This window comes from Agromyces sp. CCNWLW213, from assembly GCF_037199545.1.
Taxonomy (GTDB): Bacteria; Actinomycetota; Actinomycetes; order Actinomycetales; family Microbacteriaceae; genus Agromyces.
In genome coordinates, this window is record NZ_JBBBDX010000005.1 from 90086 (window position 1) to 112354 (window position 22269).

The following is a 22269-nucleotide window of genomic DNA, read 5'->3' on the forward strand; positions in this document are numbered from 1 at the left end:
GAGGGCGGCGAGCGGAGGTCGTGGCGAGGGGGGGTCGTGGGGGTTTGGGCGGAGGGCGACCCCAACATTGCCCGCCCCCGATCCCCCCCCCCCCCCCCCCCCCGGGCCCGCACCGGGGACGCCAGTGGCGGGCGCCCCGTCCGGGACGCCCGCCACGTGGGTCAGGCCGTTACTCGGTGCGCGAGCCGACGCGGAGGCGTCGTGCCGTCAGCGCAGCTCCACCGAGGCCCAGCATCAACAGGCCGGCGGCCAGCATGCCGCCCGTCCCGTCGGTGCCGGTCTCGGCGAGGCCGCTCGGCTTCGCCGGGTGGTCCGGCTTCTCCGGCTTGTGCGGCTTGTCCGGGCACGGCTTCAGGCTGAAGTCCACCTGGGCCGAGACCTCGAACCAGTCGACCTCGCCCCACTCGGATTCTCCGCCGGGCGGCATCCACGGGGCGTACACCGCTGCCGTGTAGTTCTTCCCGGCAGGGAGTCCCGTGATGTGGAAGGTGGCCTCGTGCGAAGCGTCGCCGACCACGCTCTGCACGTCGCCGTAGACCACGCCGTTCTCATCGCCGTCGAGGATCCACAGCTCGTAGGTGAGGCCCTCGACGAGGTCGGACAGCTTCACCACGGCGCCGCCGTCATGCCCGTAGGCGGGGCATTCCTTGACGTGCACGGTGATGTGCGGCGGGCACGGCTCGACGAAGAAGGTCGCCGTCGCCGAGATGGACGACTCCAGGAAGTCGTACGTGATCGTGAACTCGTAGTTGCCCGGCGGCAGGTCGCCGAAGGGCACGTCGAGCGACGTGGACGGTGCCACGAGGGTGTCCGCCACCGCGTAGTCGTCGCCGTTGAGCTCCCAGTCGTACTCGGCGCCCACGACGAGCCCGGACAGGCTCACCGAGGCGGTGCCGTCGTCACCGAGGCTGCAGCCGGTGGCCATGGCCTCGACCGCGAGCTCGGCGCACGCCTCGACGGTGAACGTCTGCGTGTCGACCGTCTCCCACTCGCCGGCGATGATCGCCTGCTCCAGCACCACGGTGTAGCTCCCGCCGGGGATGTCGAGCCAGGAGTTCGAGGCCTCACCGCTGGTCCCGGCCGGGACCTCCCAGACGTCCACGACGCCGTCCTGGTTGCTCACCGTGACGCGGTAGTCGAGGTTGGCCTGCAGCCCGGAGAGGTACACGTAGAGGAACGGCGGCTCGTATCCCACGCAGGTGTCCCACTCGAGTTCCATCTCGGGCAGCGGCGGCGGCTCGGGAAGGGCGCAGTCGTTCTCGTAGATCGCCTGGCCTTCCGCGTCCCAGTTCAGCCCGGGGAAGTACGCCGGCTCCTCGCCGCCGTCGTCGTAGTAGAAGGGCGGGATGATGTCGCCCCACTCGGTGCCCTTGGGGATCTCCGGGTACCAGATCGGCCCGGTGTGCCCGGCGTGACCGGAGACGTCGCCGTCGGCGGCGGGCTCGTTGACCACGTAGGGGTTCTTGTACGAGGCGGTGCCGTGGCAGATCTCGACCTTGTCGACGACCTCATCACCCGGAGGCACGAGGAGTGCGACCACGTCCGACTCCGCCGCAGCGGGTTCCTCGACCGGTTCCTCGGCCGGTTCCTCGGCCGGGACCTCGGTCGTCGCCTCCGACGGGGCTTCGGCGGGTGCCTCCACGACCGGCTCGGGCGCGGGAGCGGGTTCCGGTGCGGGTTCAGGCTCGGGTGCGGGTTCCGGCTCGGGCGCGGGCTCGGGCTCGGTTGCGGGTTCCGGCTCCGGTGCCGGAGCGGGCTCGGCCGCCTCCGCCTCCGCGAGCTCGACGACGGCGGGGTCGGCGGGCGGCTCCTCGGCAGCGGCCGGTGCCGCGGCGGCGGTGATGCCGCCCATGGCGAGCGCGGCGATGGCGATCACGGCCAGCGGATTCCGCAGCGGCCTCCGGATCTCGGGTGCGGCCGAGGGATCGCCCCGGCCGGGGCGGCGCCGGGCGCCGCCGAATCGTGCGTTCACTGGTCCCCCTTGACGGTGCGACGGAGGCGCCGTGCAGGCGTCTCCCGTGCGGCACAGGTACCGCACACCCCGATGCAAGCAGGGAGGAGTGGGTGACCGGGAATGGCAGCGACGGGTGAGTGGAGGGTGAATCGGGGATGAAAATTCGCGCCGAACCGGAAAATCCTCCCCCGTCCGGGGGCCGAAACGGCCGTTCAGCCGATGAGGCCGAGCGTCCGCGCGCGGTGCACGGCCCCGTCGCGCGTGCGGACGCCGAGCTTCCGGTAGATGCTCCGCACCTGCGTCTTGACGGTGTTGGGCGAGACCGAGAGTGCGGACGAGATGCCCAGCTGCGTCGCACCGGCGACCAGGTGCTCGAGGACGATCCGCTCACGCGGGCTCAGGATGTCGGGCGCGCTCGCACCGTCGACCGGATAGCGCTCCGCGATCGCGTCGAGGAGCCGGCGGACCTCCGCGGGGTGGTCTTCGACACGGGCGCGGTTCACCAGCCCCGCGAGCCGCCGCGGACCCAGCATCGCGAACGCGCGGACGGCGCCGGTGGGCGCCGCCAGGCTGAGCGACTGGGCGAACAGGACGTCCGCCGTGCGCAGGTCGCCGAGGGCCGCGTGCGCGGCGGCCGCGACCAGCAGCGCGCGCACGGCGGTGCGCGGCGAGTGGCCGTCGCCCATCGCGAGGCAGCCGTCGGTCAGCTCGATCGCGCGGGCGGGGTCGCCCGCGTCGAGCGCGAGGCGCGCCCGCCAGGTTGCCGGGCACTGCGAGTGCGTGGCATCCGCGCCGAGGCCGTCGATCGCGGCGCGCGCGGCGACCGCCTCCCTGCGGCGGACGAGGAACGCGATACGGCTGTCGTCGTGCAGCATCCGGGGGAGGTTCGGCTGCTCCCAGTCGCGCACGCTGAGCTGCAGCTCCTGGAGGACGTCGATGACGCCGTCGTCGGCGCCCTCGTGCAGCGTCGCGAGCTCGGCGCGCGCGAGCGGCTCGTACTCGCTGCCGGCGGTGTCGGCGATGAGCTCGGCGAGGCGCGCGTCGAGCCCGTCGATCGCGCCCCGCTCGATCGCGACCGCGATCTCGGCGAGGCGGGCCGGGGCGGTGGACAGCCGATGGCGGGTTCCGGCCTCGCGCGCCGCAGCGCAGGCCTGCCCGAGGTACGCGTCGGCACTGCGCAGGCTTCCGATGCGCAGGTCGATGAACGCGATGCAGCCGCCGGCCTCGGCGCGGGCGTGCGCCGGGGTCCGTGCGTCGGCGAGGTGGAGCGAGCGCAGGAGCGTGTGCCGCGCCTCGTCGAGGCGGCCCTGCAGCATGGTGCAGATGCCGTCGTGGAGCAGCACCTGCGCCCGGAGCTCCACCCCGGTGGTGAAGTCGAGGTCGGCCGCGGCGAGGAGGTCGGCCGCGCCGGCCAGGAGCGAGCGGGCTTCGGTGAGTCGGCCCAGCTCGCGGAGCGGCATCGCCCGGACCACGGCGGCGAGGATGCGGAGCTCCGGCCGCCGGTCCCCGTTCGCGAGCAGGGCGTCGGCCGCGTCGACGTACGGCTCGGCGGCGTACGGGTTGGTGGCGCCGGGCTCGCGGTAGGCGGCGGCGAGGGCGAGCAGCGCGGCGGGGTCGCGCGACCAGTCGGACTCCGTCCGCTCGAGCACCCGGTCGCGCAGGTCGCGAGGCGACGCTCGCACGATGTCGCGCCACGAGAGCTCGCCCCGCTGGGTGCCCGTCATGCCACCTCCCCGTGGTGCGACGTCGCGCCGGTGCGGTCAGTCTATGGCGGCGGGGTGGCCCGGGTGAGGGCGGGGTGACGGATGTCGCGGATGCGTCACCCCGCGCCTGGAACCCGGCGTCAGTCGGCGTGGGGCCCGCCGGCCCGGCGGACGACGACCGCGACGCCGCCGGCGATGAGCAGGAGCACGCCGCCCGCGAGCACTCCCGCCGTTCCGTCGGTTCGGGTCGCCGCGGGTTCGTGACCCGTCTCCGCCGCCGCTGCGGGCACCGCGGTGGCCGGTCCGGCGAGGGCGAACGCAGCGGCCACCGCGACCGCGAGCAGCGAGCGCCGCCTCGACGGAGGCCGCTCGACCGAGCGGGGTGCGGACGAGTGGGCGACCGGCATCGCACTCCGTTCTCGGCGGGGGTGGGTGCCCTCACCGTAGTGGCGGGCACGCTCTCGGCGAACGCCCCCGTTCGGGGCGACGCACCCGGCGGCGGCGACGGCGGCCCCGCTTAGGGTGAATGCATGAGCATGCACGGCGGGGGAGCGGGCGGATCGGGCGGCCGATCGGGCCGCGGTCCGGGCCCGCGCGGGCGCATCTCGAGCGCCGACGAGGAGGCGCAGCGCGCCGAGAACGCGTCCGCGCCGAAGATCCCGCACCTGTTCCGCCGCATCGTCGAGCTGTTCGCCCCGCACAGGACCGCCCTCACCGTCACCGTCGTGCTCGTGCTCGTCGGCGCCGCGCTCAGCGTCATCCCGCCGCTGCTCACCCAGCGCGCCTTCGACGACGCGCTCTTCCCGACCGACGGGGCAGGCGACGTCGCGCCGCCGAACCTCGACGCGCTCGCGTGGATCGTGGGCGCCATGATCGCCGTGTTCCTCATCTCGGCACTGCTGGGCGTCTGGCAGACCTTCCTCACCGCGACCATCGGCAACAAGGTCATGGGCGCGATGCGCGTGCGCCTGTTCAGCCACCTGCAGTCGATGGAGCTCAGCTTCTTCACGCGCACGAAGACGGGCGTCATCCAGTCGCGACTGCAGAACGACGTGGGCGGAGTGGCATCCGTGCTCACCAACACCGTGTCGAGCGTGCTCGGCAACACCGTCACGGTGATCTCGGCGTTCGTCGCGATGCTGCTGCTCAACTGGCAGCTCACCCTCATCGCGCTCGTGCTCATGCCGTTCATGGTGATCGCGCAGCGCCGGGTGGGCCAGGTCCGCGCCCGCATCGCGGCGAAGACCCAGGAGTCGTTGTCGGAGATGACCGCGATCACCCAGGAGACGCTGTCGGTGAGCGGCATCCTGCTGTCGAAGAGCTTCACGCGCCAGCGCAGCGAGACCGACCGCTACGCCGACGAGAACCGCAACCAGATCGAGCTGCAGGTGCGCCAGCAGATGTCGGGCCAGTGGTTCTTCGCGATGGTGTCGATCTTCATGTCGTCGATCCCCGCGATCGTCTACCTGGTCTCGGGGTGGCTCATCACGGGCGGCGCCGACATCACGGCGGGAACGATCGTCGCGTTCACGACCGTGCAGGCGCGCCTGCTCTTCCCGCTCATGGGCCTCATGCGCGTCGCCCTCGACCTGCAGACCTCGAGCGCGCTGTTCGCGCGCATCTTCGAGTACCTCGACCTGAAGCCCGCGATCACCGACCGGCCCGACGCGCGCGAGGTGCCCACGGGCACGGATGCCGCGGGCGCGCCGGTCCTCGGCCGCATCGAGTTCGACCACGTCTCGTTCCGCTATCCCGACGCCGACGACGACCAGCGGCCCACGCTCGACGACGTGTCGTTCGAGATCGAGCCCGGTCAGTTCGCCGCGTTCGTCGGGCCGAGCGGCGCCGGCAAGACGACGGTGTCGTATCTCGTGCCGCGGCTCTACGAGGCCTCGAGCGGCACGGTGCGGTTCGCCGGCGTCGACGTGCGCGAGCTGTCGCAGGAGTCGCTCATGTCGCACATCGGCATCGTCAGCCAGGAGACCTACCTGTTCCACGCGACGATCGCCGAGAACCTGCGCTACGCGAAGCCGGATGCCGCGGACGCCGAGCTCGAGGCGGCAGCGCGGGCGGCGAACATCCACGAGACCATCGCGTCGTTCCCCGAGGGCTACGACACGGTGGTCGGCGAGCGCGGCTACCGGCTCTCGGGCGGCGAGAAGCAGCGCATCGCGATCGCGCGCGTGCTGCTGAAGGACCCGGCGGTGCTCGTGCTCGACGAGGCGACGAGCGCGCTCGACACGATCAGCGAGCGCGTCGTGCAGCAGGCCCTCGACGACGCCTCGCGCGGGCGCACGACGATCGCGATCGCGCATCGCCTGTCGACCGTGGTCGCGGCCGACGTGATCTTCGTCATCGTCGCCGGGCGCATCGCCGAGCGCGGCACCCACGCCGAGCTCATCGACGCCGGCGGCGTGTACGCCTCGCTGTACCGGCAGCAGGCCGAGCGGCCCGAGGTGCCGGCGACGTAGGCGGGCGCCGCCCGGCCGAAGGGTCAGGACCGCTCGGCGAGCATGTCCTCCATGAGCCGGATCTCGGACTCCTGGCTCCGCACGATCGCCTCGGCGAGGGACACGACCACCGGGTGGTCCGACCGCGCCAGGACCGCCTCGGCCATCTCGACGGCGCCCCGATGGTGGGCGATCATGAGCTCGAGGAACATCCGCTCGGCCTCGACGCCCTCGAGCGAGCGGAGCTCGGAGATCTCCTCGGACGTCGCGAGGCCGGGCATGGGCTCGCCCGGCTCGTGCGCTCCGCCGTCGCCCGCGCCGTGGCCGTCGTGCGCGTCGCCGTCGGCGGCCGGGCGCGTCATCCACGTCATCGAGGGCTCGGGCGCCGCCTGCGGGAGGCCCCACTCGGCGAGCCATCCGTACATCTGCCCGGACTGCTGCGCCTGCGCGGTCGCGATGTCGTACCCGAGCAGGCGGGTGGCTTCGTCGTCGGTCCGATCGCGGATGATCATCGCGAGCTCGACGCCCTGCTGGTGGTGCACCTGCATGTCGCGCGCGAAGCCGGCCTCGGCGCTGGTGTTGCCCGGGGTCGGGTCGCCGAGGGTCGAGAGCCGGCCCACCGAGAACGCGATCGCCGCGACGACGACGAGGGCCACGGCGGCCGCGAGCACGATCACCCAGCGGCCCACCCCGCGGCGCGAGCCCCCTGCGGTGGCCGGATCGGTCACGAGACCTTGCCGGGACCGTCGATCGCGCCGGTGCACAGCGCGCCCGGCTCGGGCACGTTCTGGCTCTGCCAGTACTCCTCGAGGAACTCGCCGATGCGCGGGTCGTCGGCCTCCTCGACCTGCAGCTGCACGTTCCATCCGCTCAGCACGATCGGCGCGGGCAGGCCCTCGAACGGCGACAGGATCACGTACGTGCCGGGCAGCTGCGACCGCAGCGTCTCGAGCTCGCCGTCGGAGAGCGCCTCGGGGTCGTAGGTGACCCAGATCGCGCCGTGCTCGAGCGAGTGCACGGCGTTCTCGTTCGGCACGGGCTCCTCGTAGATGCCGCAGTTCAGCCAGGCCGGGTTGTGCTGACCGCCGGCCGACGGGGTCTGCTCGTAGTCGACCACGCCCTCGACGTGCTCGGATGCGTTCTCGAAGGTCTCGACGCCCTCGATCTCGGCGCCCTCGCCGCCGGCCGTGTAGCTCGGCCGCTGCGGGGTCAGCACGACCGTGGTGACGATGAGGGCCGCGATCGCGAGGCCCGCGGCCACGGAGGCCCAGATCGCGATGCGACGGTTGCGCTTCATGCGCGCTTCCCGCTTCTTGAACTCCTCGAGCTTGCGTTCGCGCTCCGCGGCGCGCTGCTGCTTGACGGTGAGCTTCTTTCCGGGCGGGGGCGTGGTCACGTGCGGCCTTTCCTGAGGGGACCACAACATCCAAACGCATGCGACTGGGAGAACACCAGACACGACGCGGGCGGATGTCGCGTGGCCGGCCTGCCACGCGGCATCCGTCACCCGCTAGGCTGGCCGGGTGAGCTTCTCGCCTCGGTGTTGCTGTCGTCGCTAGCTAGGCAGGCGACCCCCTTCCTCGCGTCGCGCGCCCGATCCACGGCGCCGCTCGACGCACCTCCACACCAAGGACAGAACACCGGCATGAAGTACGCAGCGCACATCACCGACCTCGTGGGCGACACGCCCCTCGTGAAGCTCAACCACGTGACCGCGGGGGTGACGGATGCCACGGTGCTCGTGAAGCTCGAGTACCTCAACCCCGGCGGGTCGTCGAAGGACCGCATCGCCCGCCGCATCATCGAGGCCGCGGAGCGCGACGGCCGGCTGAAGCCCGGCGGCACGATCGTCGAGCCCACGTCGGGCAACACGGGCGTCGGGCTCGCGCTGTTCGCACAGGAGCGCGGCTACCGGTGCATCTTCGTCTGCCCCGACAAGGTCTCGGAGGACAAGCGCAACGTGCTCGCGGCGTACGGTGCCGAGGTCGTCGTCACGCCGACGGCCGTCGCGCCCGACAGCCCCGAGTCCTACTACGGCGTCTCCGACCGGTTGGCGCGCGAGATCCCGGGTGCGTTCAAGCCCGACCAGTACTCCAACCCGAACGGACCGCTGTCGCACTACGAGACGACCGGGCCCGAGATCTGGCGCGACACCGACGGGAAGGTCACGCACTTCGTCGCGGGCGTCGGCACGGGCGGCACGATCACGGGCACGGGCCGGTACCTCCGCGAGGTGTCCGGCGACGGCGTGCGCATCGTCGGCGCCGACCCCGAGGGGTCGGTGTACTCGGGCGGCACGGGCCGGCCGTACTTCGTCGAGGGCGTCGGCGAGGACTTCTGGCCGACCGCGTACGACCCGGCGGTGCCGCACGAGATCATCGAGGTCTCCGACGCCGAGTCGTTCGCGATGACCCGGCGACTCGCGCGCGAGGAGGGCATCCTCGTGGGCGGATCGAGCGGGATGGCGGTGGTCGCCGCGCTGAAGGCCGCCGCACGGCCGGAGGTCACCTCCGACGACGTGTTCGTGGTCCTGCTGCCCGACTCGGGCCGCGGGTACCTCGGCAAGATCTTCAACGACAAGTGGATGCGCGCGTACGGCTTCGGCAACGCGCCCTCGGGCCACACGATCCGCGACATCCTGGCGGCCAAGGCCGACCGCACGGCGCCGTTCGTCTACGTGCACCCGAACGACACGGTGCGCGAGGCGATCGACCGGATGACGCAGGCCGGCGTCTCGCAGCTCGTCGTGCTCTCGGCCGAGCCCCCGGTGGTGCTCGGCGAGGTCGTCGGGGCGCTGCACGAGGAGGAGCTGCTCGAGCAGGTCTTCTCGGGCCGGTCCAAGCTCACCGACGAGATCACGACGGTCGTGGGCGAGGCGCTGCCGCTCATCGGCGTGAACGAGCCGGTCGCGACCGCGCGCCAGGCGTTCGGCACCGCGCCGGCCATGCTCGTGACCGACGGCGGCAAGGCGCTCGGCGTCATCTCGCGCACCGACCTGCTCTCGTACCTCTCCTCCTGATCCACCCGTTCCGGATGACGGAGCCCGGTCGGGACGCGACCGCCGATTCCGTCCTGATCCCGCCGCCGTCCCGGAACCTGAAGTAGAACGGACCTCCCCATGAACCGCGACGCACGCTTCGACACCCGCGCCGTCCACGCCGGACAGGAGTTCGACCCCACGACGGGCGCGGTGATCCCGCCCATCCACGTCACGTCCACGTACGCCCAGGACGGCATCGGGGGACTGCGCGGCGGCTACGAGTACTCGCGCGGCGGCAACCCGACCCGCACGGCGCTCGAGACGCAGCTCGCCGCCCTCGAGGGCGGCATCCGGGGCCTCTCGTTCGCGTCCGGCCTCGCGGCCGAGGACGCGCTGCTGCGGACGGCGCTGAAGCCCGGCGACCACGTCGTCATCGGCAACGACGTGTACGGCGGCACGCACCGGCTCATCCGCCGCATCTTCGGCGACTGGGGCGTGCGGCACACGACGGTCGACACGAGCGACCTCGACGCGGTGCGCGATGCGATCGAGCTCGGCACGACCAGGGTGCTCTGGGTCGAGACCCCGTCGAACCCGCTCATGAAGATCAGCGACATCGCGGCGCTCGCCGAGCTCGGCGACGAGGCAGGCGTGCTCGTGGTCGTCGACAACACGTTCGCGAGCCCCGCCCTGCAGCAGCCGCTCGCCCTCGGTGCGGGCGTCGTCATCCACTCGACGACCAAGTACCTCGGCGGCCACTCCGATGTCGTGGGCGGCGGCCTCGTGTTCGCCGCGGGGCAGGAGGAGCTCGCCGAGCGCGTCGGGTTCACGCAGTTCGCCGCGGGCGCGGTGTCGAGCCCGTTCGACGCGTTCCTCACCACGCGCGGCATCAAGACCCTCGGCATCCGGATGGAGCGGCACAGCCGCAACGCGCTCGCCATCGCCGAGCGCCTCTCGGAGCACGCCGGCATCGCGCGCGTGCTCTACCCGGGCCTCGCCTCGCACCCCGGGCACGAGCTCGCCGCGCGGCAGATGTCAAGCTTCGGCGGCATGGTCTCGATCGAGCTCGCGGGCGGCGGCGCGGCGGCGCGCCGGTTCGCGGAGTCGACCGAGCTGTTCACGCTCGCCGAGTCGCTCGGCGGCGTCGAGTCGCTCGTCAACCACCCGTCGGAGATGACCCACGCCTCGGTCCGGGGCACGGAGGCCGAGGTGCCCGAGTCGATCGTGCGGCTCTCGGTGGGCATCGAGGACGTCGACGACCTGCTCGCCGACATCGACCAGGCGCTCGCGCGGCTCTGACTCCCGCGGGTCGAGGAGCAGCGAGGCAGCGTCTCGCGCCCCCGGCGGCGACCGTGGGGGGATGGCAGGATCTTGCGCAACCGTGTCAGGCCTGCCAGCGCGGATGCCGGTGGCATCCGGCACGATGAACGGGTGAGTACGAGAACACTGGATGCCGCGGCCTCCGCCGGCGTCGACCCGACCGGGCACCACGGGCGACTCGGCCTCGGCCAGGGCACCGCGCTCTACGTCGCGAGCGTGCTCGGCACCGGGATCCTCGTGCTGCCGGGGCTCGCCGCCGAGGCCGCGGGCCCCGCGTCGATCGTCGCGGTCCTCGCCGTCCTGGTGCTCTCGATCCCGCTCGCCGGCACGTTCGCCGCGCTCGCCTCGCGCTTCCCCGACCCGGGCGGCGTCGCGAGCTACGTGCGTCGCGCGCTCGGCGCCACGGCGGCCCGCATGACGGGCTACTGGTTCTTCTTCGGCGTCTGCGTGGGCGCTCCCGTCGTGGCGATCCTCGGCGGCGAGTACGTCGTCGCGGTGCTCGGCGTCGACCGCTCCGCCGTGCCCCTCATCGCGCTCGCCGTGTACGTGCCGCCGTTCGTCGCCAACTGGTTCGGCGTGCGCGTCGCCGGATGGGTGCAGTTCGCGCTCACCGGCCTGCTCCTCGCCGTCGTGGTCGGCGTCGTGGCGGCGACCTTCCCCGCCGTGGAGTCGTCGAGCTTCACGCCGTTCCTGCCGAACGGCTGGGCGGGCGTCGGCACCGCGATCAGCCTCTTCGTCTGGGCCTTCGCCGGCTGGGAGGTCGGCACTCACATCGCGGGGGAGTTCCGCGACCCGCGCCGCACCATCCCGCTCGCGACCGCCATCGCGATCGTCATCGTCGGGGCCGGGTACCTCGCGCTCCAGGTCGTCACGGTCGGGGTGCTCGGCGATCGCGCGGGCGACGGGCAGGTGCCGCTCGTCGACCTGGTCGCGACGACGGTGCCGGGCATCGGGCCGGTGCTCGTGGCGATCGTCGCGGCGATCGTCACGGTCGGCGTGCTCAACGCCTACCTGCCCGCCTTCGGCAAGCTCGGCGCGGCGCTCGGCCGCGACGGCGACCTCCCCCGGGTCCTCGCGAAGGGCGCCGCGGACGGCGAGGTGCCGCGGCGGGCCCTCCTGCTCACGGGCGCCCTGATGGCGGTGTACTTCGGCCTCGCGCTCGTCGTCGAGCTCGACCTCGCGCCGTTCATCCTCATCCACACGAGCAACATGGTCGCGATCTACGCCGCGGGCATGCTCGCCGCGACGCTCCTGCTCCGCCGCTGGTCGGTGGGCTGGTGGCTCGCGGTCGTCGCGACGGTGCTCTCCGCGGGGCTGCTGCTGCTCGCGTGGCAGAACCTGTACATGCCGCTCGCGCTCGCCGCGGCATCCGTCATCGTGACGCTCGTGCGTCGCGCGCGGGCCCGCCGCCCGGTCCGTTCGCCCGCACGATGAGCTGAGCGGGCCTCGGCGGGGCGGACCGCGGCCCGTCTCGCCGAGGCCGGCGTCGCTGCCGAAGCGCTGGGGATCGGGCGCGGCGGCTGGCATCGACAGGCGGTTCCGGGCGAGGATGTCTCCCATGACCGCCCACGCGTACGCGCTCGCCGACGGCAACACCATCCCGGCGATCGGCCTCGGAACGTACGGGCTGAACGACCAGGCCGGCGTCGAGGCGATCGTCTCCGCGATCGCCGACGGCTACCGGCTCATCGACACCGCGTACAACTACGGCAACGAGGAGGTCGTGGCCGAGGCGATCCGCCGCACCGACGTCGACCGCAGCGACCTGTTCGTCACCACCAAGCTCCCCGGCCGGCATCACGGGGTCGACGAGACCCTCGCGAGCTTCGAGCAGTCCCGCCGTCGGCTCGACCTCGACTGGGTGGACCTGTACCTCATCCACTGGCCGAACCCGAAGCGCGACCGGTACGTCGACAGCTGGCGCTCGATGATCAAGCTCAAGGAGCGCGGCGTCGTGCGCTCGATCGGCGTCTCGAACTTCACGCCGGCGATGCTCGATCGGCTCGCCGACGAGACCGGGCTGGTGCCCGTGGTGAACCAGGTCGAGCTCCACCCGTACTTCCCGCAGGCCGAGCTGCGCGCGTACCACGCCGAGCACTCGATCCGCACCGAGAGCTGGAGCCCGCTCGCGAAGCGCACCGAGCTGCTCGCGGAGCCGGTGCTCGTCGAGATCGCCACGCGCCACGGCGCCACGCCCGCGCAGGTCGTGCTCGCCTGGCACCTCGCGCTCGGAGCGGTGCCGATCCCCAAGTCGTCGGATGCCGCGCGCCGACGCGAGAACCTCGACGTGTTCGACATCGAGCTCGACGCGGCCGAGGTCGAGGCGATCTCGGGCCTCGAGCGGGGCCGGCTCTGGGGTGCCGACCCCGACGAGCACGAGGAGCTGTAGCCGGCGGCAGGTTCTCGACGGTGCGCGACCGTCCGGGCGGGGGCGGATGTCGCGCGGCCGTCGTAGGCTCGATCAGGTGACCGAACGCTCCACCGCCGCCCCGATCGAGACCGCGCCCGTCGGCGGGCCGCTCGCACGCCCCTGGCGGTGGCTCTCGCTCGGCATGTTCGCGCTGATCTTCCTCGCGGCGTTCGAGGTGCTCGCGGTCACGACCGTGATGCCGCTCGTCGCGGCCGACCTCGACGGCGAGAGCCTGTACGCGCTCGCGTTCTCGGTGCCGCTCGCCGCGGGCGTCGTGGGCATGGTGATCGCGGGCAACTGGACCGACCGCGCCGGTCCGCTCGCGCCCCTGCTCGCGGCGGGCGCGCTGTTCGTGGTCGGGCTCGTGATCGCGGGGCTCGCGCCGAACATGCCGGTCCTCGTGCTGGGCCGGCTCGTGCACGGCGTCGGAGGCGCGGCCGTGATCGTGCCGCTGTACGTGATCGTCGCGCGCGTCTACCCGGAGTCGGTGCGCGCGCGCGTGTTCGCGGGCTTCGCGGCGGCGTGGGTGATCCCGTCGATCATCGGCCCGGCCGTGGCCGGGTTCATCGCCGAGCAGCTGGACTGGCGCTGGGTCTTCCTCGGCGTCATCGCGCTCGTGCTGCCCGCGGGCGCGATGATGCTCGTGCCGCTGCTGCGCGTGCGCGAGCTCGTCGCCGGCGACCCGGGGGTCCCGTGGAGCCGCAGCCGGCTGGCCTGGTCGATCCTCGCCGCCGCCGCGGCGCTCGGGGTGAGCCTGTCGGCCGAGCTCGCCGACCCGTGGCGCTGGGTCGTCGCGCTGGGATCCATCGCGCTCACCGTGGTCGCCGTGCGCCCCCTGCTCCCCGTCGGCACCCTCCGCGCCGCGCGCGGCATGCCCGCGACGGTCCTCATGCGCACGATCGTCGCCGGAGCCTTCTTCGGCACCGAGATCTACCTGCCGTACCTCCTGATCGAGCGCTACGGGTTCGCGCCGAGCCTCGCGGGCGCGGTGCTCACCGGGGCGGGCCTCTCGTGGGCCACCGCGTCATGGCTCCAGGGCCGGCTCGGGGACCGGGTCTCCAACGTCGACGCCGTGCGCATCGGCACCGCGACGCTCGCGGCCGCGCTCGTGGTGGTGCTCCTGGTCGCCCTGCTCGGGCTCTCGCCCGTGGTCGCGTTCGTCGCGTGGACGGCGGCGGGCGCGGGCATGGGATTCATGTACCCGCGCTTCTCGGTGGCGGTGCTCGAGCTCTCGCCCAAGGCGGCGCAGGGCTTCAACAGCGCCGCGCTGACCATCGGCGAGTCGCTCGGCGCGGCCGTCGCGCTCGCCGTGACCGCGCTCGCCGCGAGCGCCGTCGCCGGGGGCGCATTCACGGCCGAGTTCGTGGTGACGGTCGTGATCGCGCTCGGCGGCGTCGCGCTCGCCTCGCGGGTCCGGCCGCCCCGCCAGGACGCCGAAACGATGTGACCGTCACATTGTGACGGTCACATTCCGCGCGCCGCTGTGCATAATGGTCTCGCCGGCATGTGTGACCGTGAACATGCCGAGATCGATCCCGAGGTCACCGTGCCAGAGCCGTCGCAGGAGCCGCCTCGCGTCCGTGCGCCCAGCATCCGCGATGTCGCGCGCCTGGCGGGGGTGTCCCACCAGACCGTCTCGCGGGTGCTGAACAACCACCCGAGCATCCGGCCCGAGACGAAGCAGCGCGTGCTCGACGTCATGGCCGACCTGCAGTACAAGCCCAACCGCGCCGCCCGTGCGCTCGTCACGAGCCGGTCCCGCACGATCGGCATCCTGTCGGCCTCGAGCACGCACTACGGCCCGGCGTCGAGCATCGCCGCGATCGAGGCCGCCGCGCGCGAGTCCGGGTACTGGGTCAGCACCGCGAACATCGAGTCCTCCGACGCCGGCTCGATCGCCGACGGCCTCGCGCACCTGCGGGCGCAGGGCATCGAGGGGCTGGTCGTGATCGCGCCGCAGGTGCGCGTGTTCGACACGCTCGCGCAACTGTCGATCGACGTGCCGTACGTCACCCTCCAGTCCACGGGCCGCGACCCGCAGCACACGCTGTCGGTCGACCAGATCTCCGGCGCCCGCAAGGCCACGCGGCACCTCATCGAGCGCGGCCATCGGCTGATCTACCACCTCGCAGGGCCGCAGGACTGGATCGAGGCCGAGGCGCGCATGCGCGGGTTCCTCGACGAGATGGGCGCGCAGGACGTGCCGACGACCGCGCCGATCCTCGGCGACTGGACGGCGGAGTTCGGCTTCCACGCGGGCCGCGAGCTGCTCACGGTGCGGGACTTCACCGCGATCTTCGCCTCGAACGACCAGATGGCTCTCGGCGTGATGCACGCGATCCGCGACGCGGGCCTCGAGATCCCGAGGGACGTCTCGGTCATCGGCTTCGACGACATCCCCGAGGCGGCCCACTTCTGGCCGCCGCTCACGACCGTGCGTCAGGACTTCGCCGAGCTCGGCCGGCGGTGCGTCGCGCTGCTGCTGGGCGACATCGACTCGGCGGCGCCCGAGTACCGCGGGACCCTCGAGCCCGAGCTCATCGTTCGCGACTCGGTGGGCGCGCCCGCGTTCTGACCCGCGGGCCGGGCACCTCCCGACGGCGTTACCGTTCCGTGACCTCCGTTCGGTTGACAGCCTCGCGCATCCTGTGGCTAACATGTGACGCGCCATGTGAACGGTCACATCAGCCGTCGCAGGTTCGAGTCCATCGCCGCACGACGGCCGCACCATCCGACGAGGGAGTCCCGCGTGACCAGCTTCGGCCCGCAGATCGAGGTCGCGATCGCGCGAGTGCGCGCGGATGTCGCCCGGCTGCACGGCGAGCTGACCCGCTACGGCCTGGTCGTGTGGACCGGCGGCAACGTCTCCGGCCGGGTCCCCGGCGCCGACCTGTTCGTGATCAAGCCGTCCGGCGTCTCGTACGACGACCTGGCGCCCGAGAACATGATCCTCTGCGACCTCGACGGCAACGTCATCCCCGGCACCCCGGGGGCCGACCGCAGCCCCTCGAGCGACACCGCGGCGCACGCCTACGTGTACCGCAACATGCCCGAGGTCGGCGGCGTCGTGCACACCCACTCGACCTACGCGACCGCATGGGCCGCGCGCGGCGAGGAGATCCCCTGCGTGATCACCGCCATGGCCGACGAGTTCGGCGGACCCGTCCCGATCGGCCCGTTCGCGATCATCGGCGACGACTCGATCGGTCGCGGCATCGTCGAGACGCTCACCGGCCACCGCTCCCGCGCGGTGCTGATGCAGAACCACGGCCCGTTCACGATCGGCGCCAACGCGAAGGACGCGGTCAAGGCCGCCGTCATGGTCGAGGACGTCGCGCGGACCGTCCACCTCGCCCGCGAGGCCGGCCCGCTCATCCCCATCCCGCAGGAGTCGATCGACCGCCTCTACGACCGGTACCAGAACGTCTACGGGCAGGCCCAGGACGCCCGCAGGAAGAAGGAGGTCACCGCATGAGCGCCATCCGGACCCCTCGGACCAACTGAAGAGCTTGCGGCATCCGTGGTCCCGAACGGATGCCGCAGGGAAGCCGGTCGTCATGGACGAGGCCGGGTTCCGACATCGTCACCAAGACGACGACGTCCATGACCACACAGTGAAAGGACACACCGTGAACAGCACGAAGAAGGTGCTCCTCGCCACGCTGGCGGCCGGTTCGATGCTCGCGCTCGCCGCGTGCTCGGGCGGCGCGGGCGGCGGCGGCGAAGGAGAGGGCGACGGCGGCCTCATCGGCGTCGCGATGCCCACCAAGAGCTCCGAGCGCTGGATCCAGGACGGCGATTCCGTCAAGGAGCAGCTCGAGGAGCAGGGCTTCACCGTCGACCTCCAGTACGCCGAGGACGACATCCCCACCCAGGTCTCGCAGGTCGAGAACATGATCACCAAGGGCGCCGAGGCCCTGATCATCGCGGCGATCGACGGCACCACCCTCTCGGAGGTGCTCCAGACCGCGGCCGACGCCGAGATCCCCGTGATCTCGTACGACCGCCTCATCCGCGACTCCGAGAACGTCGACTACTACGCGTCGTTCGACAACTTCGTGGTCGGCCAGCAGCAGGCGTGGTCGGTGCTCAACGGCCTCGGCCTCACCGAGCTCGACGGCACGCCGATCGACGGCGCGCCCGAGGGTCCGTTCAACATCGAGCTGTTCGCCGGCTCGCTCGACGACAACAACGCGTTCTTCTTCTTCGACGGCGCCATGGACGTGCTCCAGCCGCTGATCGACGACGGCACGCTCGTCGTGAAGTCGGGCCAGACCGACATCGAGCAGGTCGCCACGCTCCGCTGGGACGGCGAGACCGCCCAGAGCCGCATGGAGGACATCCTCACGGCGAACTACTCCGACGGCTCGCAGGTCGACGCGGTGCTCTCGCCGTACGACGGCATCTCGCGCGGCATCATCTCGGCGCTCGAGGGTGCGGGCTACTCCGTCGGCGAGGAGTGGCCGATCATCTCCGGCCAGGACGCCGAGCTCGACTCGGTCAAGGCGATCAACGCCGGCGAGCAGTACGCGACCATCTTCAAGGACACCCGCGAGCTCGCGACCGTGGCCGTCGACATGGCGACCGCGCTGCTCGAGGGCGAGGAGCCCGAGGTCAACAACACCGAGGACTACGACAACGGCGTGAAGGTCGTGCCGTCGTACCTCCTCGACCCGGTGATCGTCGTCAAGGACAACGTCACCGAGGTCCTCGTCGACTCGGGCTACTGGACCGAAGAGGAAATCAACGGCTGATTCGCCGCTGAACCGAACCGGATGACCGGGCACCGCGTGTCGGGACCTGCGGCGGGAGTACTCTCGCCTCAGGTCCCGGCCGCGGCATCCGTCGCACCGGACGGTGCACCGGCAATGGAGCAGGAGCAAGGATGACCAACCACATTCTCGAGATGCGCGGCATCACGAAGACGTTCCCCGGCGTCAAGGCCCTCGCGAACGTCAACCTCGCGGTCGAGCGCGGCCAGGTGCACGCCATCTGCGGCGAGAACGGCGCCGGCAAGTCGACCCTGATGAAGGTGCTCTCGGGGGTGTACCCGCACGGCACCTACGACGGCGAGATCGTCTTCGAGAACGAGACGGTCGAGTTCAAGGACCTCACCGACTCCGAGGCCAAGGGCATCGTGATCATCCACCAGGAGCTCGCACTGAGCCCCTACCTCTCGATCGCCGAGAACATCTTCCTCAACAACGAGCAGAAGGGCGCCGGCGGCCTCATCGACTGGAACAAGACGAACTTCGAGGCGTCGAAGCTCCTCGCCCGCGTCGGCCTCCGCGAGAACCCGACGACGAAGATCCGCGAGATCGGGGTCGGCAAGCAGCAGCTCGTCGAGATCGCGAAGGCCCTCTCGAAGGAGGTCAAGCTGCTCATCCTCGACGAGCCGACCGCCGCGCTGAACGACGAGGACTCCGACCACCTGCTCGACCTGATCCTGCACCTCAAGGGGCAGGGCATCACGTCGATCATCATCAGCCACAAGCTCAACGAGATCAAGAAGGTCGCCGACACCGTCACCGTCATCCGCGACGGCAAGACCATCGAGACGATCGCCAAGCAGGACGTCACCGAGGACCGCATCATCAAGGACATGGTGGGTCGCGACCTCGAGCACCGGTACCCCGACCACACGCCGCACATCGGCGAGGAGCTGCTGCGCGTCGAGGACTGGACGGCGCACCACCCGCAGGACACGACCCGGGTCATGGTCGACAACGTGAACATCTCCGTGCGCGCGGGCGAGATCGTCGGCATCGCCGGACTCATGGGCGCCGGCCGCACCGAGTTCGCGATGAGCCTGTTCGGCCACTCGTACGGCTCGAAGATCTCGGGCAGGGTCTACCTGCGCGGCAAGGAGATCAAGACCCGCACCGTCGCCGAGGCCATCGAGAACGGCATCGCGTACGCCACCGAGGACCGCAAGACGTACGGGCTCAACCTCATCGAGGACATCAAGCGGAACATCTCGATGGCCTCGTTGAAGAAGCTCGAGAAGTACGGCCTCGTGCACGACAACGAGGAGTACGCGGTCGCCAACGAGTACCGCAAGTCGATGAACATCAAGGCGCCGAACGTCCTGGTGAAGACGGGCAAGCTCTCGGGCGGCAACCAGCAGAAGGTCGTGCTGTCGAAGTGGATCTACTCCGATCCCGACGTGCTCATCCTCGACGAGCCGACGCGCGGCATCGACGTCGGCGCGAAGTACGAGATCTACACGATCATCAACAAGCTCGCCGCGGCCGGAAAGGGCATCATCGTCATCTCCTCGGAGCTGCCCGAGCTCCTCGGCATCTGCGATCGCCTGTACGCCCTCTCCGAGGGGCGCATCACGGGCGAACTCCCCGTCGACGAGGCCACGCCCGAGTCGATGCTCAAGCTCATGACCATGGAAAAGCCCCGCTAGCCCGACGCTCGCGGATCACCACCAGGAGACACCATGTCGAATCCCAACCCGACTCCGACGCAGGAGTCGCAGGCCGTCGGGGCGCAGATCAACCCCGTCGAGAACAAGTTCACCGACCGGCTGAGCCACGTGCTCGCCGACCTCGGCAAGAACGGCATCTTCATCGCGCTCATCGCGGTGGTCGTGCTGTTCGCCGTCCTGACCGACGGCATCCTGCTGCGCCCCCAGAACATCTCGAACCTCGTGGTGCAGAACGGGTACATCCTCGTGCTCGCCATCGGCATGGTGATGGTCATCATCGCAGGCCACATCGACCTGTCGGTCGGCTCGGTGGCCGCCTTCGTCGGGGCGTGCTCGGGCGTGTTCGCCGTGCAATGGGGGCTGCCGTGGTGGCTCTCGATCGTGCTCTCGCTCGGCATCGGCGCGCTCGTCGGCGTCTGGCAGGGCTTCTGGATCGCGTACGTCGGCATCCCGGCGTTCATCGTGACGCTGGCCGGCATGCTCATCTTCCGCGGCCTCGCGCTGGTCGTGCTCGGCAACGCCAACATCGGCTCGTTCCCCGCGGAGTACCGCGCGCTCGGGAACGGCTTCGTCACCGACGTGTTCGGCGAGTTCGAGATCGATCCGCTGACGCTCGGCGTGGGCATCCTCGCGATCGTGATCCTCGTCGTGCAGCAGGTGCGCACGCGCCGTGGCCGCCAGAAGTACGGCCAGGACGTCGAGCCCATCGCGTGGTTCATCACGAAGCTCGTGCTCGTCTCGGCGGCCATCATGTTCTTCGCGTACGCGCTCGCCTCGTACAAGGGCATCCCGATCACGCTGATCATCCTGGGCGTGCTCGTGCTGGTCTACAGCGTCGTCATGAACCGCACCGTGTTCGGCCGGCACATCTACGCGATCGGCGGCAACCGCCACGCGGCCGAGCTGTCGGGCATCAAGACGCGTCGGGTCGACTTCTGGCTGTTCGTGAACATGGGCCTGCTCGCGGCGCTCGCCGGCCTCATCTTCACGGCCCGCCTCAACCTCGCCGGACCGAAGGCGGGCGACGGCTTCGAGCTCGAGGCGATCTCGGCGGCGTTCATCGGCGGCGCAGCGGTGCAGGGCGGTGTCGGCACGATCGGCGGCGCGATCATCGGCGGCCTCATCATCGGCGTCCTGAACAACGGCATGTCGATCATGGGCATCGGCATCGAGTGGCAGCAGGCCGTGAAGGGCCTGGTCCTGCTGCTCGCGGTCGCGTTCGACGTCTACAACAAGCGGCGGTCCGGCGGGCGCTGACCCGCACGACGCGCGTCGGGCGAGGGGCGGATGCTGCGGCATCCGCCCCTCGTCGCGTGCGCGCCGTCGCCCTGCGGCGCGCGGGCGTCGCCCTGCTGGCACCGCTGGCGTCGCCCGGGCTTGAGGGAGAGCTTCGTTAGCGCTAACATCGGCCATTGTGAGCGCTAACGACGACGTCCGCACTGCCATCGCCGAGGGGCGCACCGCGCTCGGCATCGAGTTCGGCTCGACCCGCATCAAGGCGTGCCTCGTCCGCAGCGACGACCCCGACCACGTCCTCGCGGTCGGCAGCCACGAGTGGGAGAACCGCTTCGAGGACCGCGTCTGGACCTACGCGCTCGAGGACGTGTGGTCGGGCGTGCAGGCCGCCTACGCCGGGCTCGCGGCCGACGCCGAACGCCGGCACGGCGCGCGCCCGGGGTCCATCGGCGCGATCGGCGTGTCGGCGATGATGCACGGATACCTCGCCTTCGATGCCGACGGCGAACTGCTCGTTCCGTTCCGCAACTGGCGCAACACGTCGACCGGGCCGGCCGCCGCCGAGCTCAGCGAGCGCTTCGGCCTGAACATCCCGCTGCGGTGGTCGATCGCCCACCTGTACCAGGCGGTGCTCGACGGCGAGTCGCACGTGCGCGACATCCGCTCGTTCACGACCCTGGCCGGGTACGTGCACCGGCGGCTCACCGGGCGCGACGTGCTCGGCGTCGGCGACGCGTCGGGCATGTTCCCCATCGACTCCGCGACCGGCGGCTACGACGCGCGGCTCATCGGCCTGTTCGACGAGCTCGTCGCCGAGCGCGCGCCCGGGCTGCGCGTCGCCGACCTGCTCCCCGAGGTGCTGCCCGCCGGTCGCGAGGCCGGGCGGCTCACCCCCGGGGGCGCCGCGCTCCTCGACCCGTCCGGCGTGCTGCGGCCCGGCGCGCCGCTGTGCCCGCCCGAGGGCGACGCCGGCACGGGCATGGTCGCGACCAACGCGGTGCGGCCGCGCACCGGCAACGTCAGCGCGGGCACGAGCATCTTCGCGATGGTCGTGCTCGAGCGGCCGCTCGCGAGCGCCCACCACGAGCTCGACCTCGTGACCACCCCCGCCGGCGACCCCGTCGCCATGGTGCACTGCAACAACGGTGCGAGCGAGCTCGCGGCCTGGGCCGGCGTCTTCGGCCGGTTCGCCCAGGCGATCGGCACCGACGTCGACGGCGACGCGGTCTTCGCGACCCTCTTCCGCGAGTCGCTCGAGGGCGAGGCGGATGCGGGCGGCCTGCTCGCCTACAACCACCTCGCGGGCGAGCCCATCGCCGGCCTCGACGAGGGCCGCCCGATGGTGCTGCGCACGCCCGACAGCCGGCTCACGCTCGCGAACCTCATGCGCGCGCAGATCTACGGCGTGTACGGCACGCTCGCGCTCGGCATGCGCGTGCTCGCCGGCGAGGGCGTCGAGCTCGACCGCATGTACGCGCACGGCGGCATCTTCCGGACCGCGGGGGTCGCCCAGCGCTTCCTCGCCGGTGCGCTCGACGCGCCCGTCGCGGTCGGCGAGACCGCGTCCGAAGGCGGTGCGTGGGGCATGGCGGTGCTCGCGTCGTACCTCGCGGCGCCCGACGGCGTCGACCTCGCCGGGTACCTCGAACAGCACGTCTTCGCCGACGTCGCGTTCGAGACCGTCCGCCCCGACCCGGCGGATGTCGCCGGCTTCGCCGCCTACCTCGACCGCTACCGCGCCGGCCTCGCCGCCGAGGCGGCTGCGGTGGACGCCCTCTGA

Annotated in this window: 17 protein-coding genes; 12 read left to right on the forward strand and 5 right to left on the reverse strand. The window is 71.6% G+C overall.

The features are described 5' to 3' along the window. Window positions 1–169 precede the first annotated feature (169 nt). The 3 genes from WBQ80_RS11430 to WBQ80_RS11440 all read right to left on the reverse strand — a co-directional run bounded on the left by WBQ80_RS11430 (window position 170) and on the right by WBQ80_RS11440 (window position 4064). A complete protein-coding gene (locus WBQ80_RS11430) occupies window positions 170–1972 on the reverse strand; it encodes a hypothetical protein (protein ID WP_336571626.1) in 1803 nt (600 codons plus the stop codon). Between the two features lie 194 nt (window positions 1973–2166). Continuing rightward, window positions 2167–3678 carry a helix-turn-helix transcriptional regulator gene (locus tag WBQ80_RS11435; RefSeq protein ID WP_336571628.1) on the reverse strand — a complete coding sequence of 504 codons (1512 nt, stop codon included), beginning with the start codon at window positions 3676–3678 and terminating at the stop codon, window positions 2167–2169. Between the two features lie 119 nt (window positions 3679–3797). Next, the gene (locus tag WBQ80_RS11440; RefSeq protein WP_336571630.1) at window positions 3798–4064 is read right to left on the reverse strand and encodes a hypothetical protein; all 267 of its coding nucleotides are present in this window, start codon (window positions 4062–4064) and stop codon (window positions 3798–3800) included. 123 nt (window positions 4065–4187) lie between these two features. Here WBQ80_RS11440 and WBQ80_RS11445 point away from each other — a divergent pair, with 123 nt between their 5' ends. After that, window positions 4188–6128: an ABC transporter ATP-binding protein gene (locus WBQ80_RS11445; protein ID WP_442892686.1), complete on the forward strand. Its 1941-nt coding sequence runs from the start codon at window positions 4188–4190 to the stop codon at window positions 6126–6128. A gap of 23 nt (window positions 6129–6151) precedes the next feature. Here the strand turns inward: WBQ80_RS11445 and WBQ80_RS11450 are convergent, their stop codons facing one another. Both WBQ80_RS11450 and WBQ80_RS11455 read right to left on the reverse strand, forming a co-directional pair. Continuing rightward, a complete protein-coding gene (locus tag WBQ80_RS11450; protein ID WP_336571631.1) occupies window positions 6152–6835 on the reverse strand; it encodes a DUF305 domain-containing protein in 684 nt (227 codons plus the stop codon). Next, window positions 6832–7503 carry a DUF3105 domain-containing protein gene (locus tag WBQ80_RS11455; protein WP_336571632.1) on the reverse strand — a complete coding sequence of 224 codons (672 nt, stop codon included), beginning with the start codon at window positions 7501–7503 and terminating at the stop codon, window positions 6832–6834. Before WBQ80_RS11455 ends, WBQ80_RS11450 begins: the two co-directional genes overlap by 4 nt. Window positions 7504–7752: 249 nt before the next feature. Here WBQ80_RS11455 and WBQ80_RS11460 point away from each other — a divergent pair, with 249 nt between their 5' ends. From WBQ80_RS11460 to WBQ80_RS11510, 11 genes are all read left to right on the forward strand, one after another. Then, window positions 7753–9126 carry a cystathionine beta-synthase gene (locus WBQ80_RS11460; RefSeq protein WP_336571633.1) on the forward strand — a complete coding sequence of 458 codons (1374 nt, stop codon included), beginning with the start codon at window positions 7753–7755 and terminating at the stop codon, window positions 9124–9126. 99 nt (window positions 9127–9225) lie between these two features. Continuing rightward, window positions 9226–10386 (forward strand): cystathionine gamma-synthase, encoded by a 1161-nt coding sequence (locus WBQ80_RS11465; RefSeq protein ID WP_336571634.1) that lies wholly within the window; start codon window positions 9226–9228, stop codon window positions 10384–10386. A gap of 132 nt (window positions 10387–10518) precedes the next feature. Continuing rightward, window positions 10519–11841, forward strand: a complete 1323-nt coding sequence (locus WBQ80_RS11470; RefSeq protein ID WP_336571635.1) for an APC family permease — start codon at window positions 10519–10521, stop codon at window positions 11839–11841. A 124-nt stretch (window positions 11842–11965) separates the two neighbouring features. After that, a complete protein-coding gene (locus WBQ80_RS11475; protein ID WP_336571636.1) occupies window positions 11966–12796 on the forward strand; it encodes an aldo/keto reductase in 831 nt (276 codons plus the stop codon). A gap of 76 nt (window positions 12797–12872) precedes the next feature. Beyond that, entirely contained in the window at window positions 12873–14264 is a 1392-nt protein-coding gene (locus tag WBQ80_RS11480) for an MFS transporter (protein WP_336571637.1), read from the forward strand. A gap of 57 nt (window positions 14265–14321) precedes the next feature. Then, window positions 14322–15392, forward strand: a complete 1071-nt coding sequence (locus tag WBQ80_RS11485; RefSeq protein WP_337282560.1) for a LacI family DNA-binding transcriptional regulator — start codon at window positions 14322–14324, stop codon at window positions 15390–15392. Between the two features lie 174 nt (window positions 15393–15566). Next, window positions 15567–16292 (forward strand): L-ribulose-5-phosphate 4-epimerase, encoded by a 726-nt coding sequence (locus WBQ80_RS11490; RefSeq protein ID WP_336571640.1) that lies wholly within the window; start codon window positions 15567–15569, stop codon window positions 16290–16292. A 202-nt stretch (window positions 16293–16494) separates the two neighbouring features. Next, window positions 16495–17571 carry a multiple monosaccharide ABC transporter substrate-binding protein gene (gene chvE / locus WBQ80_RS11495; protein ID WP_336571657.1) on the forward strand — a complete coding sequence of 359 codons (1077 nt, stop codon included), beginning with the start codon at window positions 16495–16497 and terminating at the stop codon, window positions 17569–17571. Window positions 17572–17702: 131 nt separating this feature from the next. Then, entirely contained in the window at window positions 17703–19232 is a 1530-nt protein-coding gene (gene mmsA, locus WBQ80_RS11500) for a multiple monosaccharide ABC transporter ATP-binding protein (protein WP_336571641.1), read from the forward strand. 33 nt (window positions 19233–19265) lie between these two features. Further along, window positions 19266–20510, forward strand: coding sequence for a multiple monosaccharide ABC transporter permease (gene mmsB / locus WBQ80_RS11505; RefSeq protein WP_336571642.1), 1245 nt, complete (start codon window positions 19266–19268; stop codon window positions 20508–20510). A 154-nt stretch (window positions 20511–20664) separates the two neighbouring features. Further along, on the forward strand, window positions 20665–22269 hold the full coding sequence (locus WBQ80_RS11510) for a xylulokinase (RefSeq protein ID WP_442892689.1): 1605 nt from the start codon (window positions 20665–20667) through the stop codon (window positions 22267–22269).

Bases quoted from the DNA above. Each gene is read 5' to 3' on its own strand.
- WBQ80_RS11435 (WP_336571628.1), bottom strand. From the start codon at position 3,678: ATGACGGGCACCCAGCGGGGCGAGCTCTCGTGGCGCGACATCGTGCGA.
- WBQ80_RS11440 (WP_336571630.1), bottom strand. From the start codon at position 4,064: ATGCCGGTCGCCCACTCGTCCGCACCCCGCTCGGTCGAGCGGCCTCCG.
- WBQ80_RS11445 (WP_442892686.1), top strand. From the start codon at position 4,188: ATGAGCATGCACGGCGGGGGAGCGGGCGGATCGGGCGGCCGATCGGGC.
- WBQ80_RS11460 (WP_336571633.1), top strand. From the start codon at position 7,753: ATGAAGTACGCAGCGCACATCACCGACCTCGTGGGCGACACGCCCCTC.
- WBQ80_RS11465 (WP_336571634.1), top strand. From the start codon at position 9,226: ATGAACCGCGACGCACGCTTCGACACCCGCGCCGTCCACGCCGGACAG.
- WBQ80_RS11475 (WP_336571636.1), top strand. From the start codon at position 11,966: ATGACCGCCCACGCGTACGCGCTCGCCGACGGCAACACCATCCCGGCG.
- WBQ80_RS11485 (WP_337282560.1), top strand. From the start codon at position 14,322: ATGTGTGACCGTGAACATGCCGAGATCGATCCCGAGGTCACCGTGCCA.
- chvE (WP_336571657.1), top strand. From the start codon at position 16,495: ATGCTCGCGCTCGCCGCGTGCTCGGGCGGCGCGGGCGGCGGCGGCGAA.
- mmsA (WP_336571641.1), top strand. From the start codon at position 17,703: ATGACCAACCACATTCTCGAGATGCGCGGCATCACGAAGACGTTCCCC.
- mmsB (WP_336571642.1), top strand. From the start codon at position 19,266: ATGTCGAATCCCAACCCGACTCCGACGCAGGAGTCGCAGGCCGTCGGG.